This window comes from Rhizobium sp. SRDI943 (genome assembly GCF_057653695.1).
Window position 1 is genome coordinate 2,968,828 of record NZ_CM172787.1, and the last position, 15,487, is coordinate 2,984,314.

Consider the following 15,487-nt stretch of genomic DNA (forward strand, 5'->3'; position numbering starts at 1 on the left):
GTGCAAAGCAGCTGCTCAGAGAAAGGCGCCGGCATAGAGACGCGGCGACAGGCCGTATTTGCGCACGAAGACCCGCGTCATGTGGCTCTGATCGGCAAAGCCGCTGGCAAAGGCCGCTTCCGCAAGCGGCATGCCCTGCGCGATCAGCCGGCGGGCGATATGGATGCGGGCCTGGACGAGATAGGCATGCGGCGTCAGGCCGGTCGCCTTGGCAAAACCGCGCAGCACCTGGAAGCGGCTGAGTCCGCTTTCCCTGGAGAGATCGTCAAGCGAGACGGCGGCAAGCGGATCGTCGTCGATCAGGTTTCGAGCCGCGCGGATCGACGCCGGCACCAGTGGCCGCTCTTCGGTACCAGAGCGCTCCCGCATAACATCGGCGACGAGTTGCAGAAGCAGTTCGTCGCAGAGCAACCCCTCCGCCGTCCCGCCGCCGGTCACCGCGCCAAACAGCATTTCGAAGCGGGCGGCGATCGCCGCATTGCGGATAACGGGATGCGGGATTTCCGATCGTGCCCCGCTTTCGCTGATCTCTCGTGACAGACCGGTGACGATGGCGGGATCGAAATAGAGGATGCGCCACGACCGCCCCTCGCCGATCGGCGCGCCATCATGCACTTCGTTCGGATTGACCGTGATGATGTCGCCGGCCTCAGCCTCCACCATGCCGCGGCCGCTGAGCGACGACTGCGCCCCGGCGGAAATCAAACCGATGCCGAACTGCTCATGCGTATGCCGCGCAAAGCTGTGATGCGTTTCCGCTTCTACCGCTTCGACGCCTGCCAGCGCCGAGCGCAACATCCTGAACTGGTTTTTCGCCATTCTCTGCCCGCAGGTCCGATCGCCGGCCACTCTGCCAGCCGCCGTGAGATGACGCAATCGTGGCGGCGAGAATGCCGGCCTAAAGCAGGTCGCGCAAAAGTGTGCAGCGGTTTTGCGACAACGACATGCGTAAAAATAAAGACCTAAAGCGCGAGGAGCGAATCTGAAAGATCGCGACGCGCTTTAGAAGAATTCGTCGAGCAGCTGATAATAATCGAGTCTCGCCGGATCCGTGGCCGGCATGCCGTAGCGATCAAGGAAGGGCTGCACCAGCGCCTCGCCGAAATTGTGGGCGATGCTGCGGCAGGCGAGCGCGATATCCTGATAGCGGTCGGCGACGCCGAGACGGCTGCAGTCGATATAACCCGAAAATCCCTCTTCCGACGCGATGAAATTCGGCAAGCAGGCATCACCATGGGTGACGACGAGATCCTCGCGGCCAGGCCTCCCACTTTCCAGTTCGGCAAACAGTGCCTCAGCACTCTTTCCAACCCACGTCTCATCGAAATCGGTCTCGTCGACGATGCCGGCCTGCATCCGCGCTTTTGCCGCCGCGATACGCCTCTCCAGCCGATGATCGAACGGGCAGGATGCGATCGGCAAGCGATGCAGGTCAAGAAGGGCTATAGCCAGCAGCTCGACCCGCGCAGGCGGCGTCAGCGCTGATGCGCTGGTGAGATCACTCCCGGGTAGCGCGCTGATCAGCAGCCGGTTGTGCACACCGTCGCTGTCCTCTGCAATGATATCGGGACAAGGCAGACCGGAAGCCTTGAGCCAGCGAAGCCTGCCTGCTTCGTCAGCGAGTTCGCCAAAAGGGCCGGCTTGTTCGACCTTCAAGTAAAGCGTCGGCAATCCGAGAGCTTCCAGCCGGAAGACGCTCGCGGCGGAACGGCCGAGCGCATCGCGTTCGAACCGGTAGCCGGCCAGACGGGCATCAAGCGCGCCCGCCGACGGCGGTTGATCCTCTTGGAAAATCGACATGATATCTAGGCCATTGATGCAGCCGCATTATCCCGACAGGGTGGGACAGCGCAAGCGGCACGATCAGTCAGCGCATATCGGTGCTCGACGCCTTCTCCGACCTCAATGAACGGTTTCGGCGGGCGCGGCTTCGAGAAGAATTTCGAAAGCCTCTTCCAGAGCAGCCACCAGAATATCGGTCAGCTCGTCGCCTTTGTTTTCCAGGAACAGCGCGCTGACGGCTTCGTCCTGACGCTCAAAGAAACGCTCGATTTCGTTCGACATATCATTGTCCTCTTCTTCACCGGATCATCACGGCCATGGGAGGAAGCTAGGCAGGGTTGCTTGCGCGTGGCTGTTGCCGGTGAGACGCAATCCAGGATCACGAGGACTAGTCACGAATTTCATATTTCGCATACTGACTGCGGGGGATCAATCCACCAACTTCGTGGGCAAACGACACGACTTTCGTCGCTTCCTCATCCACCTCGCAGCGGAAACGAACCTGGTACCAGCCCTTAACTGTGCCAAAGGCGGCATCTCTTACATCAAGGATGGTACCGGTTCGCAATCCAAAACTAGGCAATGCGGACGGCAAATAAGGCGGCGAACCGTGAACGAGTTGGCCCTGAAGCTCGGTGGTGCAAAGCGTGGCCACTCGCTCTTTGCGCGGAAGACCACTGACCGCAGTTTGCGCAAACAAACTGCCATCTTCCGTCCGTGAAAACAGAGTTTTTGCCTTGGGCAGATCGTCCTTAGCTATCACTTTCGGTTTCTCAGCCGTCTGCTGCTCCGGCCGCTTGGCCTCCTCGATGCTTGTATTGGCTTCGCCAGAGACGTCTGTCGGTGGCCCATTTCGCTCTGGGGAAACGTCAGTCGTCGCGACCTCAGGAAGCATCACGTCGTCCGGCACCGGTTTTGACGGAGGCTCCTCAGTTTTTGGTTTTTCTGCAGCAGTCTTTGTCGGCATCTGCGCCGGTTCGGCATCGTGCTGCGGCGGAGTTGTTGCGGGTTTGGTTTCGCCCTGAGGAGAATTTCCCGCCAGCGACTTTTCGGGGCCGCTATTCCTGTCGCCAAACTCGATGACAGGGCTCAGAGTCGGCATAGGCCTCGGCTTAGCTTGCTCGGGAGTCTTACTGGCCGGCGGAGGCGGAGGCGGCGGAGGTGGTGGCGGCGGAGGTGGTGGCGGCGGAGGTGGCGGTGGAGGCGGTTCCTTCTTCGCCTCTTCCGGCGGCTTCGGCTCCGGTGGCTTTTCCTTGGGCTCCGGCTTCTTCTCCTCCGGCGGCGGGACGAGTTCCACCTTCACAGTCTCGTCTTCGACAGGTTTCGGCTCGATCTTCGGCAGCCCGAAGATGAGAAGAGCAATGATAGGAATGTGCGCAACAACGGACGCGACGACGCCCCAGCGGATTTCAGGCCGCTGCTTTCCCGTTTCGTGCTGCGCTTCCGCCGGCTCTACGTCTTCTTCTGTCACAGCAGCGATGTGGCCTCTAAAGCCGGCAGCATCAAGCCACAAAAGAAAAAAACCGCGTGATCGAGCAGCGATGAGGGTTATTGGTCGGCCGCTCCATCGTCGGCCACCAGATTGTGCTCCTGCCATTCATCTTGCGGAATGGCGTCACCGACGAGAAAGGCGAAGGACACGACCTTGCCGGAGCCGGCATCAAGCTCACATTTGAACTGGATGTTGTACCACTTGCGTTTGCTGCGGAAGGCGCCGCCCTTCACCTCGACGCTATTGCCACTGACCTTCTCCGCCGCCATCGCATAGGGCGCAAGCGTATCGGGCGCCATGGCCGGCTGCGCCCGGCGCACCTGCTCCAGCGCCTCGAGGTCACAGAGCTGCAGATTGCGCTCACTGCCGGCAAGACCACGCAGCGCCTCGCGGGCGCGGCGGCTGCGCGGATCGGCAAGGACCTTGTCGGAAAACAGCTGTCTTGCCTCGACGAATTCCATCGGCTTTGGCACCGGCAAAGTGATCGGTGCCACTGAAGGCATTGCCGCAGCAGGCAGATTATTTGCAACCGGCGCCGCCGGCTCGGCTTCGGGTTTTGCCGCCTCAGGCTTTGCCTGTTCCGGCGAAGGCGTCTTGGCGGGCTCGGGCATTTTCAGCGATTCCGCGGCCTGCGGGACGATCTCCACCGAGAGACCGTCATCCGGCAACGGCAACGGCGGCTCGGCCTTCGGCAACAGCAGCAGAAGGAGCAGGATCGCGATGGCATGCAGCGCGAACGACGCCGCAGCGCCCCGCTGGATCCCGTCATCCCATTTGCCCGCCGCCAGTTCCATCGGTCAGCAAGCGGCGGTCGGACGATCGATGACGATCATGAAACTGAGGAGCGCTTTCATCATGAGCTTGCCGAAAAGTCGGGCCGCAGCCTGCCGCGGAAATTGAAGCACGCCGCGACACTGCCAGCGCAGCCAATGCTCCGCAACCTTCAAGATCGACAATCGCCGTTTCCGGCTACCCGAGCGAGCCGATGAGATCCCGGTAGGCGGCCTCCGGGAATGCCTTCAGCGTCTCCGTGCGGACATTGCCGCCCATCGCCAGCGAAAGGGTAAAATGCGCCATGACGGCGTCATCTGGCGCCTCGCAGACGGCGACCATGTCGTGCCCGCCCATCGTCAGAAAGAACTGGTTGAAGGAGCCGCCGACGCTGGCGAGCAATTTCTTCGCCGCATCGAGCCGTTTTGCCGAGTCGCGCACATTGCGGATGCCCTGATCCGTCCAATTGATCAAAAGAATGTAAGTGGTCATGTCGCACCTCCCAGAGCATGATGCCGAAAAGTGTCAGCGGTTTTCGGACGACGTCATGCTCTATTTCTTTGATGTGGATCCGGATTCAGATTTTAGGCCCGTCAGGCCTGAAATCACCCGGATCTAGCGGAGGATTAGTTCACGCAGTCACACGGCGACCCTCGGTCGCGCGTTGCGATCGATGCCTTCCCCCGTGGCCGGATTATAGGCTTGTCACCATAGAGGGACAAGAAAGACACCGGGGATCATTGGTATTAATCACGAAAAGCAAAAGCCGGGCGCGAAGCCCGGCTTTTCCAATCAGAACGACGTGGCCGAAGCCTTAGCTGTCGAGGAAGCTTCTCAGCTTTCTGGAGCGGCTCGGATGCTTCAGCTTGCGCAGCGCCTTCGCCTCGATCTGGCGGATACGTTCGCGGGTGACCGAGAACTGCTGGCCGACTTCTTCGAGTGTGTGATCCGTGTTCATGCCGATGCCGAAGCGCATGCGCAGCACACGCTCTTCGCGCGGCGTCAGCGAGGCGAGAACACGGGTCGTCGTTTCGCGCAGGTTCGCCTGGATGGCGGCATCGATCGGCAGCAGCGCGTTCTTGTCCTCGATGAAGTCGCCGAGATGCGAATCCTCTTCGTCACCAACAGGGGTTTCGAGCGAGATCGGCTCCTTGGCGATCTTCAGGACCTTGCGGACCTTTTCGAGCGGCATGGCCAGCTTTTCGGCCAGTTCTTCCGGCGTCGGCTCGCGGCCGATCTCGTGCAGCATCTGGCGCGATGTCCGGACGATCTTGTTGATCGTCTCGATCATGTGCACCGGAATGCGGATCGTGCGAGCCTGGTCGGCGATCGAACGGGTGATCGCCTGACGGATCCACCATGTCGCATAGGTCGAGAACTTGTAGCCGCGGCGGTATTCGAACTTGTCGACCGCTTTCATCAGGCCGATATTGCCTTCCTGAATGAGGTCGAGGAACTGCAGGCCGCGGTTCGTATACTTCTTGGCGATGGAGATGACCAGGCGAAGGTTCGCTTCGACCATTTCCTTCTTGGCGATGCGCGCTTCGCGCTCGCCCTTCTGCACCATATGCACGATGCGGCGGAATTCCGAGATCGAGATACCAGTCTCGGTCGCCAGATTCTGGATTTCCTGGCGGATGTCGCGGATCGTCGTGTTTTCGCCCCTGGCGAATTCCTTCCAGCCGCGGGCGGCCAGATTGCCGATCGACTTCATCCAGTTCGGATCAAGTTCGGCGCCCTGATACTGCTCCAGGAAAGAGTCGCGCTTGACGCCGTAGGATTCGGCCAGACGCAGCAGGCGGCCCTCGTTGGAAACGAGGCGCTTGTTGATGTCGTAGAGCTGCTCGACCAGGGCGTCGATGCGGTTCTGGTTCAAGGACAGAGATTTAACGGCCTTGATCAGCTCATCTTTGAGTTCCTTGTAACGGCGCTCCTGGGCGGTGGACAGCGTGCCGGAAGCCGACAGGCGCTGCTCGACCTGCTGGTCCTGCAGCTTGCGCAGCTTCTTGTAGGTCTCGGCGATCGTATCCAGCGTCTCCATCACCTGCGGGCGAAGCTCGGCTTCCATTGCCGCCAGCGAAAGGTTGGATTCGTCCTCGTCCTCTTCCTCCTCCTCGGCAGGCAGGCCTTCGCCGCCGACATCGGTGATGTCGTCGTCGCCGGAGCGGGCGCGGCGGGTCTTTTCCTTCTCTTCTGCTAGCTTGCGATCGGCTTCGATCTTCTCCGGGCTCTGGAACTGCGGCGCAGCCTTGGCTTCAGGGCCGGAATAGGTCGTTTCGAGATCGATGATCTCGCGCAGCAGCGTCGTGCCTTCGTTGAGTTCGTCGCGCCAGATGATCAGCGCCTGGAAGGTCAGCGGGCTCTCACAGAGACCCGCGATCATCGTCTCGCGGCCGGCCTCGATACGCTTGGCAATCGCGATTTCGCCCTCGCGGGACAGAAGCTCGACCGAGCCCATCTCGCGCAGGTACATGCGAACCGGATCGTCGGTACGGTCGGTCGGTTCTTTCTTCTTTGCGGCCGCCAGCGCCGTGCCGCTCGAAGGCGCGAGTTCGCCGCCTTCGCTCTCCTCGTCGCTGCCGGCGTCATCGTCATCGCTGCTGCCGGAAGCACCGGCTTCCTCGGCTTCCTCGTCCTCGATGACGTTGATGCCCATGTCGGACAGCATCGACATCGTGTCTTCGATCTGCTCGGACGTCACTTCTTCGGACGGCAGGACTGCGTTGAGCTCGTCCATGGTCACATAGCCGCGCTTCTTGGCGGCTTTGATCATCTTCTTGACCGCGTCGTCGGAAAGATCGAGAAGAGGGCCGTCGCTTGCGCCGTCGCGTTCGACTTCCGCGTCTTCGTTCTCTTTGACCTTGGTTGCCATTTATATCGTCGCCTTCCTGACGCTATCCAATCTCGCTACGGTGAACGGGCTGTCTCAGGGCCTGACGCGCCGCACGCGCCGCCCTCGAATCACCTTTGCCCACCTAACGGGATGACATTTAAAGCCTGATTAACCACGATTACCGGCACCGGACAGCAAAGCTTTCTTGCTCTTGGATTTCCGGCCATGGTTGCGCGATCCGCCTTGACCCAGTTCACCATTCAACAAGTCGAACGGTGATTCCCACATTTTTTGTTCTCGTCAAGCTTTTCCGGAAAAAAAGCCCACAAAAATACGGAAAAAGCCTTATCCACAGGCTTTGAACCGCGGCAGCGATTGCGAACCCTTATTTAAGATGCGGCGAACAAAAGACAAGGGCAGCAAATATTTTGCCCGCCGCACCAGTCGTTTCCACCACTTTCGCAGTTGCGCCGAGGATCTGTTCGCCATTGCCTGACGGATATCGGCTAACGCGCCGCGCCGTCATACGCCTTCACCGTCAGCGCGCCGATATCGACCGCGGGAATGCAGCGCAGATTGATAGAAGCCATTGCCGCGCCGTTCGGACCCACAGCCTCGCCGAACGGTGCGATGCCGCAATTGGCGCAGAAGTGATGCCGGATGACATGCCGGTTGAAAGTATAGGTCGAGACATTGTCCTCCGGCGTTTTCAGCACCAGCTTCTCGCGCGGCACGAAGGCGAGAAGTCCGCCGCGCCTGCGGCAAAGCGAACAATTGCAGTCGAGCGCCTCGGTGAATTCGCCTTCGACCTCGAAAGCCACGTTGCCGCAATGGCAGCTTCCTTCATAGAGCATGTCGTCTCCTCACATCCAGTCCATCACAACCTTGCCGGAATTGCCCGACCGCATCGCCTCGAAGCCGTCGCGGAAATCGTCGATGCCGATCCGGTGGGTGATGATGGGCGCGAGATCGAGGCCGCCTTGGACGAAGGCGATCATCTTGTACCAGGTCTCGAACATCTCGCGGCCGTAGATGCCCTTGAGATTGAGCATCTTGAAGATCACCTTGTTCCAGTCGATTTCGAAGCCCGCCGGCGCGATGCCGAGGATGGCGATCTTGCCGCCATTGTTCATCTTGTCGATCATGTCGCGGAAGGCAGGTGCGGCCCCCGACATTTCGAGCCCGACGTCGAAACCCTCCGTCATGCCGATCGCCTTCATCACGTCGGCGAGGTTTTCCTTCGATGCGTCGACGACGTGGTCGATGCCGAGCTTGCGCGCCAGCTCCAGCCGGTGCGGATTGATATCGGTGATGACGACCTTGCGGGCGCCGGATCGTTTGGCGACGAGCGCGCCCATGATGCCGATCGGCCCGGCGCCGGTGACGAGCACGTCCTCACCGACGAGATCGAAGGAAAGCGCGGTGTGCACGGCATTGCCGAACGGATCGAAGATCGCGGCGATCTCGTCGGAAATATCATCCGGGATCGGCACGACATTGCTTTCCGGAATGCAGACGAACTCACCGAACGAACCCGGGCGGTTGACGCCGACACCGAGCGTGTTGCGGCAGAGATGCCCCCTGCCCGCCCGGCAGTTGCGGCACTTGCCGCAGACGATATGCCCCTCGCCGGAGACCCGCTCGCCGATATGATAGCGGGTGACCGCCGAACCGATCTCGGCGATCTCGCCGGAGAATTCATGGCCAACCACCATCGGCACCGGAATGGTCTTCTGCGCCCACTGGTCCCAGTTCCAGATATGGACGTCAGTGCCGCAGATCGCCGATTTCTTCACCCGGATAAGCACGTCGTTCGGCCCGACCTCGGGCATCGGCACATTCTCCATCCAAAGCCCGACCTCGGGTTTTGCTTTGACCAGCGCCTTCATCATGTTCGACATCGACAATATCCACCCTTACTTGGCGCCCGACTTTGCTATCCCCTCTTCTCCCCAGCGGGGAGAAGGTGCCCGTAGGGCGGATGAGGGGGCGACACGGCACGCCGTCAAACTCAGATCACACCCAGTTCCCGCCCTGCCTCGGCAAAGGCCGCGATCGCCCGCTCCACATCCACTCGCGAATGCGCCGCCGACATCTGCGTGCGGATGCGGGCCTGGCCTCTCGGCACGACGGGGAAGGAAAAGCCGATCACATAGATCCCCTTCTTCAGCATCAGGCTTGCCATATCCTGGGCGAGTTTGGCATCGCCAAGCATGACGGGGATGATCGGATGGCCTTCGCCGGCGAGCGTGAAGCCGAGCTTGGTCATTTCGCTGCGGAAGAGATCGGCATTGTCCGAAAGCCGCTTGCGCAGGGTATCGCCGTCTTCGATGAGGTCGAACACCTTGAGCGAGGCGGCGGCGATAACGGGCGCCAGCGTATTCGAGAACAGATAGGGCCGCGAGCGCTGCCGCAGCCACTCCACAACCTCGGCCTTCGCCGAAGTATAACCGCCCGAGGCGCCGCCGAGCGCTTTGCCGAGCGTGCCGGTGATGATGTCGATCCGGCCCTCGACGCCGCAATATTCCGGCGACCCACGGCCGTTCTTGCCGACGAAGCCGACAGCATGGCTGTCATCGACCATGACCATCGCGCCGTATTTCTCGGCAAGATCGCAGACGCCGCCGAGATTGGCGATGATCCCGTCCATCGAGAAGACACCGTCGGTGGCGACCAACTTGAAGCGGCTGCCTTCGGCCTTCTTCAGCTCTTCTTCGAGCGCTGCCATATCGTTGTTGGCGTAGCGGAAGCGCTTGGCCTTCGAAAGCCTGACGCCGTCGATGATCGAGGCGTGGTTCAGCGCGTCGGAGATGATCGCGTCCTCTTCCGACAGCAGCGTCTCGAACAGGCCGCCATTGGCGTCGAAGCAGGATGAATAGAGGATCGTGTCTTCCATGCCGAGGAAGGAGGAGATGCGCGTCTCGAGCTGCTTATGCTCTTCCTGCGTGCCGCAGATGAAACGCACCGAGGCCATGCCATAGCCGTATCGGTCGAGCGCCTGCTTGCCGGCCTCGGCCAGTTCCTCGTTGTCGGCAAGGCCGAGATAGTTGTTGGCGCAGAAATTCAGCACCCGCTCGCCGGTGGAAATCGCGATCTCGCCCGCCTGCTTGGAGCTGATGACGCGCTCGGATTTGTAGAGACCGGCATCCTTCAGCGCCGAAATCTCGTTGCTGAGATGGGAGAGAAATTGCGAGGTCATGGACGGCCTTTCCCAGAGATTTCCCTACAGCGCCGCGCGTCTTATCAGACGCGCAAAGGACGCTGTTACACTTTTAATCTGCGCATCGTGCTTTCCAAAAATCGATTCCGATTTTCGGGCCGATGCGCTACCGCCGGGTTAGCATATTGCCGCCGGCTTGTCTTCTCAGCGCTGGACCGAGATCAGCAGGAACATCGGCCGGTCCATCTCCTCCGCCCAGTCTGGATTGTCTTGGAGCTCATCTTCGTTCGGGCTCCACTCCTCGACATGGCGAATGGCAAAACCGGCCGCGATCAAGGTGTTGAGCGTCGTGCCGAGCTTGCGATGCTGTTTGACGCCACCCTTGGCGAGCCAGTCGGTGGTGCGCGGACCTTCGACGGAATAGCGGTCGAGCGGCCAGATACGCCGCCCCTCGGCATCGGTTGCCCAGGCGGGATTGGTCGGCGCCATGAAGATCGGATGTTCGATGGTGAAGACGAATTGCGATCCCGGCAAAAGCGCGCGATAGACGGTCGCGGCGAGACCGGCGAAATCCTCGATATAATGCAGCGCCAGCGAGCTATAGGCGAAATCGAAGGAGGCTTGAGCAAGCCTGAGATGCTCGAGATCGGCGATCTCGTAGGTGATCGCTGCTTCAGTCATATCTGCCCTCGCTCTGGCGATCATCTTTTCCGAGATGTCGAGCGCCAGCACGCTTGCAGCACCCTGGCTCACGGCAAAACGCGAAAACCAGCCGAAGCCGCAGCCGAGATCGACAACACGCTTGCCGGAAAGATCGGGCAGCAAGGCGCGCACCGCCGGCCATTCGGATGCTCCGTCGAGCCCGTGAACGGATCGTCTCATGCCGCTATATCCGGCGAAGAATTCCGGTCGGTCGTAGATATTCTGGGCCATCGGCGCTCCTCCTTTAGAGGCAAGCATCCACCATGCCCCCTCGCCCGATCTCAAGGATCAGACCAGTCCGCTCAGCCGTTGTCCTGCGCCAGGATGATCTCCAAAAAGGCATCGCCGTAGCGTTCGAGCTTCGCCTGCCCGACGCCTGATATGGCGAGCAATTCCTTGCGGCTGCGTGGCTTCTCCGTGGCAAAGGCGATCAGCGTCGTATCGGGAAAGACGACATAGGGCGGCACGCCGAGCGATTTCGCAATCGCCATGCGCTCGGCCCTGAGCGCCTCGAAGAGACTGCCGTCGGCGCCCGATAATCCCGATTTGCGCTCGCTGCGCTCCGCCTTCTTCGTGCGCCGTTCCGAGGCCGGCCGGTCCTTGCGGAAGAACACCTGCCGCTCGTGCTTGAAGACGGAGCGCGCCTCCGGCTCGAGCTTCAGCGCCCCGAAGGCCTCGTGGTCGACGCGGATCAATCCCATGGCGAGCAACTGGCGGAAGACCGACTGCCAGACGCGCGCTGGAATATCCTTGCCGGCGCCAAAGACCGGCATTTCGGCATGGCCGAAACGTTCGGTCTTTTCGTTGACGTTGCCGAGGAGGACATCGACGACATGGCCAGCGCCGAAACGCTCGCCGGTGCGGTAGACCGCCGCCAGCGCCTTGATCGCCGCCTCCGTGCCCTCCCAGGTCTCGACCGGCTTCAGGCAGGTGTCGCAATTGCCGCATTGTCCGGCATGCGCCTCGCCGAAATGGGCAAGGATTGCCTGGCGGCGGCAGGAGGCGGTCTCGCAGATCGCCAGCAATGCGTTGAGCTTGGCGCGCTCGACCCGCTTGATCTCGGCGGCGGCACTGCCCTCGTCGATCATCCGGCCGCGCTGGATGACGTCGGCCATGCCATAGGCCATCCAGACCTCAGACGGCAGGCCGTCGCGTCCGGCGCGGCCTGTCTCCTGATAATAGGCTTCCACCGAACCCGGCAGGTCGAGATGGGCGACATAACGCACGTTCGGTTTGTCGATGCCCATGCCGAAGGCGACGGTGGCGACCAGGCAAAGGTTCTCTTCTTTCAGGAAGGCATCCTGATTGGCGTCACGAACCGCCCTGTCCATGCCGGCATGATAGGCGCGCGCGCGGATGCCCTGCCCGTTCAGCCATTCGGCGGTATCCTCGACCTTGGCGCGCGACAGGCAATAGACGATGCCACTGTCGCCCTTGTGGCCGGACAGGAACCGCAACAGCTGTTGGCGCGGCTGGTCACGCTCGACGATCTCGTAGGCAATATTCGGTCGGTCAAAGCTGGTGGTGAAGATCCGGGCTGTATCCAAACCCAGCCGCTCGATCATGTCGTCACGCGTATGCGGATCGGCCGTCGCCGTCAGCGCCACCCTGGGCACACCGGGATATTGCTCGCCGAGCCGGCCGAGTTCGCGATATTCCGGTCGGAAATCATGGCCCCATTGCGAGACGCAATGGGCCTCGTCGATGGCAAACAGCGCGATCTTCTCGTTGGCGATCAGCTCGCGGAAACCATCGGTCAAAATGCGCTCGGGCGTCACGTAGAGAAGGTCGAGCTGGCCTGCCGAAAGCGCGCGGCGAACCTCGACGAACTCCTCGCGCGACAGCGAGGAATTAAGTGCTGCGGCGCGGATGCCGAGCTGCTTCATCGCCTCCACCTGATCGCGCATCAGCGCAATCAGCGGCGAAACGACGATGCCGACGCCGTCGCGGCAGAGTGCCGGGATCTGGAAACACAGGGATTTGCCGGCGCCCGTGGGAAAGAGCACGACCGCATCGCCGCCGGAGACCATATGCTCGACCACCTGCTGCTGCTTGCCGCGGAAGGAGGAATAGCCGTAGACTTGCTTGAGGATATCGAGCGGCGAGCGGCCGGAAGAAAACAGCGCGCCGGAAGCCGAAAAGCCCGGTTCGTTTCGTTCGGTCAGCGACATCAGTGGTTCGCCGCTCCTTTGACGCGGCCGGAAAGCACGCCGAAGCCATCGATGATGGCCTCCTGGTTCTCAAGGCGCACCCCTTCAAAATGCACTTCCTGCTGCGCGCGCATCAGTTGAACGATCGCCTCGCCGTCGCCGGCTTCGGTTGCCAGCGCGATCTCGCGCTCGAGCTCGATCTTCTGCCGGCGTAGCGCCTTCGCTCGCTTGTGGGAGGCCAGCGCCTGGCGGTATCCCTCACGCGCATCTTCCATCGCCGCCTCCTCGGTCGCGATCCACAGCCGGGCATTGCGCACCTGTTGGTCGAGGCTCTTGATGAGCGGGCCGAAGCCTTCGAATTCCAGTCTTTCGGTCAGATATTCGCGCGTCAGATGCGGGCCGGCGACGGCCGCGGCTGCTCCCAGCATCGCCGACCAGAGCCGCTGCAGCTCGCGGCTGTCATATTCAATCGCGGCTATTTCGTCATAATCGTCGATCATCAGCGAAGGGTGATTGACGACGGTCAGCGCCAGCACGCATTCGCGCAGCGCCGTATTGTTCTGGTGGCCGCGCACGGGGCCTGAGCGGGCGAGCCTTTCTGAAATGACGCTGGGGCTTTTCGGCCCTGCCTTGCCCGCATTGTCGCGGCCCGTCCGGTAATTGCCATTGCCGTTGAAGCCGCCGCGGCGATCGCCATTGTTGCGGTTCTGGAACTGCGGCTGGAAGAAGGCGTTCAGCCGATCGCGAATATCCTGCTGGTAGTGGCGACGCACATTCTCGTCTGCGATGACGGCGACCAGTTGCTTCAGCCGCGCCTCGAGCTCGGCGCGCGCCTCCGGCGTGTCGAACTTGCCGGTGTTGACCTCCCGGCTCCACAGCATCTCGGAGAGCGGCTTTGCCTGGCTCATTACCTTGTCGAAAGGCGCGCGCCCGTCATCGCGCACGAGATCGTCGGGATCCTTGCCGTCGGGCAGAAGCGCGAAGCGAACAGAACGCCCGGGCTTCAGATGCGGCAGCGCCAGTTCGGCGGCGCGATTGGCCGCGCGGATGCCGGCGCCGTCGCCGTCGAAGCAGAGCATCGGCTGCGGCACCATCTTCCACAGCAACTCGAGCTGGTTTTCGGTGAGCGCCGTGCCGAGCGGCGCGACGGCATTCTCGATGCCCGCCTGATGCAGCGCGATCACGTCCATATAGCCTTCGACGGCAATAATGGTGCCGGTCGCATTATCGTCCTGAGGGTCGCCGCGGCCCGGTCCCTGGATCGCGCGCCGCGCACGGGCGAAATTGTAAAGGACATTGCCCTTGTGGAAGAGCTCCGTCTCGTTGGAGTTCAGATATTTCGCCGGCGCGTCAGCCGACATGGCGCGGCCGCCGAAAGCGATCACCTTTTCCCGCGACGACAGGATCGGGAACATGATGCGGTCGCGGAAACGATCGTAGGAAACCGGCACGTTTTCATGGACAACCAGACCGCAGGCCTCGATCTGATCCTTGGAGACACCCTTGCCGGCGAGGAATTCCTTGAGCGCATTGCGGCTGTCGGGTGCATAGCCGAGACGGAAGGTCTCGATGGTGCGCCCCGTCAATCCGCGGTCGCGCAGATAGGCGCGCGCCCTCGCCCCATTCGACGTCTGCAGCTGATCCTGGAAAAATTGCGTCGCCATTTCCATGACGTCGATCAGCGAGCCGCGCTCTTTCTCGCGCTTCTCCATCACAGGATCGGCCAGTGGCATCGGCACGCCGGCCATATCGGCGATCTGCTGCACCGCCTCGGGGAAACTCAGGCCCTCCAGCTCGGTGAGAAAGCGGAAATGGTCGCCGGTGACGCCGCAGCCGAAGCAGTGATAGCGGCCCTTTCGGTCCTCGCAATGGAAGCTCGGCGATTTCTCGCCGTGGAACGGGCAGCAGGCCCAGTAATCGCCGCGCGACACGTTTGTCTTGCGCTTGTCCCAGCTGACGCGACGCGCAATCACGTTCGAAATCGGAACGCGGTCGCGAATATCATCGAGAAAGGTGTTGGAAAAGCGCATTTATACCTCTTGATCAGCCTTCATATAAGCTGCTTTGCCGCTCCACGCCATGAAACTTGTCATGAAAACCCGCTATTCACAGGCTATGCGGCCATCATTGCCGCCTCCGGTTATCCAATCAACAACGCGTTATCGCCCCCTGCGACAGGGTGCGACATTATTGTCCCTTCGGAGCCGGAATTCTGCCGTCAGAAAAGCTTGAGCAGGAGCGGCGACCTCTAACAGAGTTGAGAGAAAATCTTTTGGAAACAAAAGATTATCCCCTCAGATGATTGCTTCTCATCATCCCTAGCGCCACCTCCCGAGGGTCCGCTTCGACGCCTCCCAAACCGCCGATTCCGGCAATTATTATTTTTTTGTAATTTGAATAAGCCGCCGCGCCGCAATAGGTTCGATCTCAACAAAGCGATCCCCGAGCGAAGCACCATCCCTACCCCCGGCGCCGCTTCGCAAGGGTGCCTTTGCAAATACCCTCCGGCTTGGGCTTCGGCCCTGCGTGCCGGTGGACGCAAAGAGCAAGAAGGCAGGAGCGCCCCCAGCTCCTGCCTTCTTAAATTTTTGGCTCTC

Annotated in this window: 13 protein-coding genes; all 13 read right to left on the reverse strand. The window is 61.2% G+C overall.

The window, feature by feature from the left end:
- Window positions 1-15 precede the first annotated feature (15 nt).
- A complete protein-coding gene (locus AC245Y_RS15355) occupies window positions 16-819 on the reverse strand; it encodes an AraC family transcriptional regulator (protein ID WP_017994769.1) in 804 nt (267 codons plus the stop codon).
- A 183-nt stretch (window positions 820-1,002) separates the two neighbouring features.
- Complete coding sequence (locus AC245Y_RS15360) at window positions 1,003-1,800, reverse strand: APH(3') family aminoglycoside O-phosphotransferase (RefSeq protein ID WP_017994770.1); 798 nt, start codon at window positions 1,798-1,800, stop codon at window positions 1,003-1,005.
- 102 nt (window positions 1,801-1,902) lie between these two features.
- Window positions 1,903-2,064 carry a hypothetical protein gene (locus AC245Y_RS15365; RefSeq protein WP_012758376.1) on the reverse strand — a complete coding sequence of 54 codons (162 nt, stop codon included), beginning with the start codon at window positions 2,062-2,064 and terminating at the stop codon, window positions 1,903-1,905.
- 106 nt (window positions 2,065-2,170) lie between these two features.
- A complete protein-coding gene (locus AC245Y_RS15370; RefSeq protein ID WP_017994771.1) occupies window positions 2,171-3,295 on the reverse strand; it encodes a DUF930 domain-containing protein in 1,125 nt (374 codons plus the stop codon).
- Window positions 3,296-3,330: 35 nt separating this feature from the next.
- Window positions 3,331-4,068: a DUF930 domain-containing protein gene (locus AC245Y_RS15375; RefSeq protein WP_017994772.1), complete on the reverse strand. Its 738-nt coding sequence runs from the start codon at window positions 4,066-4,068 to the stop codon at window positions 3,331-3,333.
- 175 nt (window positions 4,069-4,243) lie between these two features.
- Window positions 4,244-4,537 carry a GYD domain-containing protein gene (locus tag AC245Y_RS15380; RefSeq protein WP_012758379.1) on the reverse strand — a complete coding sequence of 98 codons (294 nt, stop codon included), beginning with the start codon at window positions 4,535-4,537 and terminating at the stop codon, window positions 4,244-4,246.
- A 322-nt stretch (window positions 4,538-4,859) separates the two neighbouring features.
- Entirely contained in the window at window positions 4,860-6,917 is a 2,058-nt protein-coding gene (rpoD, locus tag AC245Y_RS15385; RefSeq protein ID WP_003561200.1) for an RNA polymerase sigma factor RpoD, read from the reverse strand.
- A gap of 467 nt (window positions 6,918-7,384) precedes the next feature.
- Complete coding sequence (locus AC245Y_RS15390; RefSeq protein WP_003561203.1) at window positions 7,385-7,732, reverse strand: GFA family protein; 348 nt, start codon at window positions 7,730-7,732, stop codon at window positions 7,385-7,387.
- Between the two features lie 9 nt (window positions 7,733-7,741).
- Complete coding sequence (gene tdh, locus AC245Y_RS15395; RefSeq protein WP_012758380.1) at window positions 7,742-8,779, reverse strand: L-threonine 3-dehydrogenase; 1,038 nt, start codon at window positions 8,777-8,779, stop codon at window positions 7,742-7,744.
- Window positions 8,780-8,889: 110 nt separating this feature from the next.
- Window positions 8,890-10,077 carry a glycine C-acetyltransferase gene (locus tag AC245Y_RS15400; protein WP_017994774.1) on the reverse strand — a complete coding sequence of 396 codons (1,188 nt, stop codon included), beginning with the start codon at window positions 10,075-10,077 and terminating at the stop codon, window positions 8,890-8,892.
- 165 nt (window positions 10,078-10,242) lie between these two features.
- A complete protein-coding gene (locus tag AC245Y_RS15405; RefSeq protein ID WP_017994775.1) occupies window positions 10,243-10,971 on the reverse strand; it encodes a class I SAM-dependent methyltransferase in 729 nt (242 codons plus the stop codon).
- A gap of 71 nt (window positions 10,972-11,042) precedes the next feature.
- Window positions 11,043-12,911, reverse strand: coding sequence for a DNA helicase RecQ (recQ, locus tag AC245Y_RS15410; protein ID WP_012758383.1), 1,869 nt, complete (start codon window positions 12,909-12,911; stop codon window positions 11,043-11,045).
- Window positions 12,911-14,920, reverse strand: coding sequence for a DNA primase (dnaG, locus tag AC245Y_RS15415; RefSeq protein ID WP_012758384.1), 2,010 nt, complete (start codon window positions 14,918-14,920; stop codon window positions 12,911-12,913). The genes recQ and dnaG overlap by 1 nt, the downstream gene beginning before the upstream one ends.
- Between the last annotated feature and the right edge of the window lie 567 nt (window positions 14,921-15,487).

What these genes read in the sequence shown, in the direction of transcription:
- tdh (WP_012758380.1), bottom strand. Translation starts at nt 8,779, where the DNA reads ATGTCGAACATGATGAAGGCGCTGGTCAAAGCAAAACCCGAGGTCGGG.
- AC245Y_RS15375 (WP_017994772.1), bottom strand. Translation starts at nt 4,068, where the DNA reads ATGGAACTGGCGGCGGGCAAATGGGATGACGGGATCCAGCGGGGCGCT.
- AC245Y_RS15390 (WP_003561203.1), bottom strand. Translation starts at nt 7,732, where the DNA reads ATGCTCTATGAAGGAAGCTGCCATTGCGGCAACGTGGCTTTCGAGGTC.
- AC245Y_RS15355 (WP_017994769.1), bottom strand. Translation starts at nt 819, where the DNA reads ATGGCGAAAAACCAGTTCAGGATGTTGCGCTCGGCGCTGGCAGGCGTC.
- rpoD (WP_003561200.1), bottom strand. Translation starts at nt 6,917, where the DNA reads ATGGCAACCAAGGTCAAAGAGAACGAAGACGCGGAAGTCGAACGCGAC.
- dnaG (WP_012758384.1), bottom strand. Translation starts at nt 14,920, where the DNA reads ATGCGCTTTTCCAACACCTTTCTCGATGATATTCGCGACCGCGTTCCG.
- AC245Y_RS15400 (WP_017994774.1), bottom strand. Translation starts at nt 10,077, where the DNA reads ATGACCTCGCAATTTCTCTCCCATCTCAGCAACGAGATTTCGGCGCTG.
- AC245Y_RS15360 (WP_017994770.1), bottom strand. Translation starts at nt 1,800, where the DNA reads ATGTCGATTTTCCAAGAGGATCAACCGCCGTCGGCGGGCGCGCTTGAT.
- AC245Y_RS15380 (WP_012758379.1), bottom strand. Translation starts at nt 4,537, where the DNA reads ATGACCACTTACATTCTTTTGATCAATTGGACGGATCAGGGCATCCGC.
- AC245Y_RS15365 (WP_012758376.1), bottom strand. Translation starts at nt 2,064, where the DNA reads ATGTCGAACGAAATCGAGCGTTTCTTTGAGCGTCAGGACGAAGCCGTC.
- recQ (WP_012758383.1), bottom strand. Translation starts at nt 12,911, where the DNA reads ATGTCGCTGACCGAACGAAACGAACCGGGCTTTTCGGCTTCCGGCGCG.
- AC245Y_RS15405 (WP_017994775.1), bottom strand. Translation starts at nt 10,971, where the DNA reads ATGGCCCAGAATATCTACGACCGACCGGAATTCTTCGCCGGATATAGC.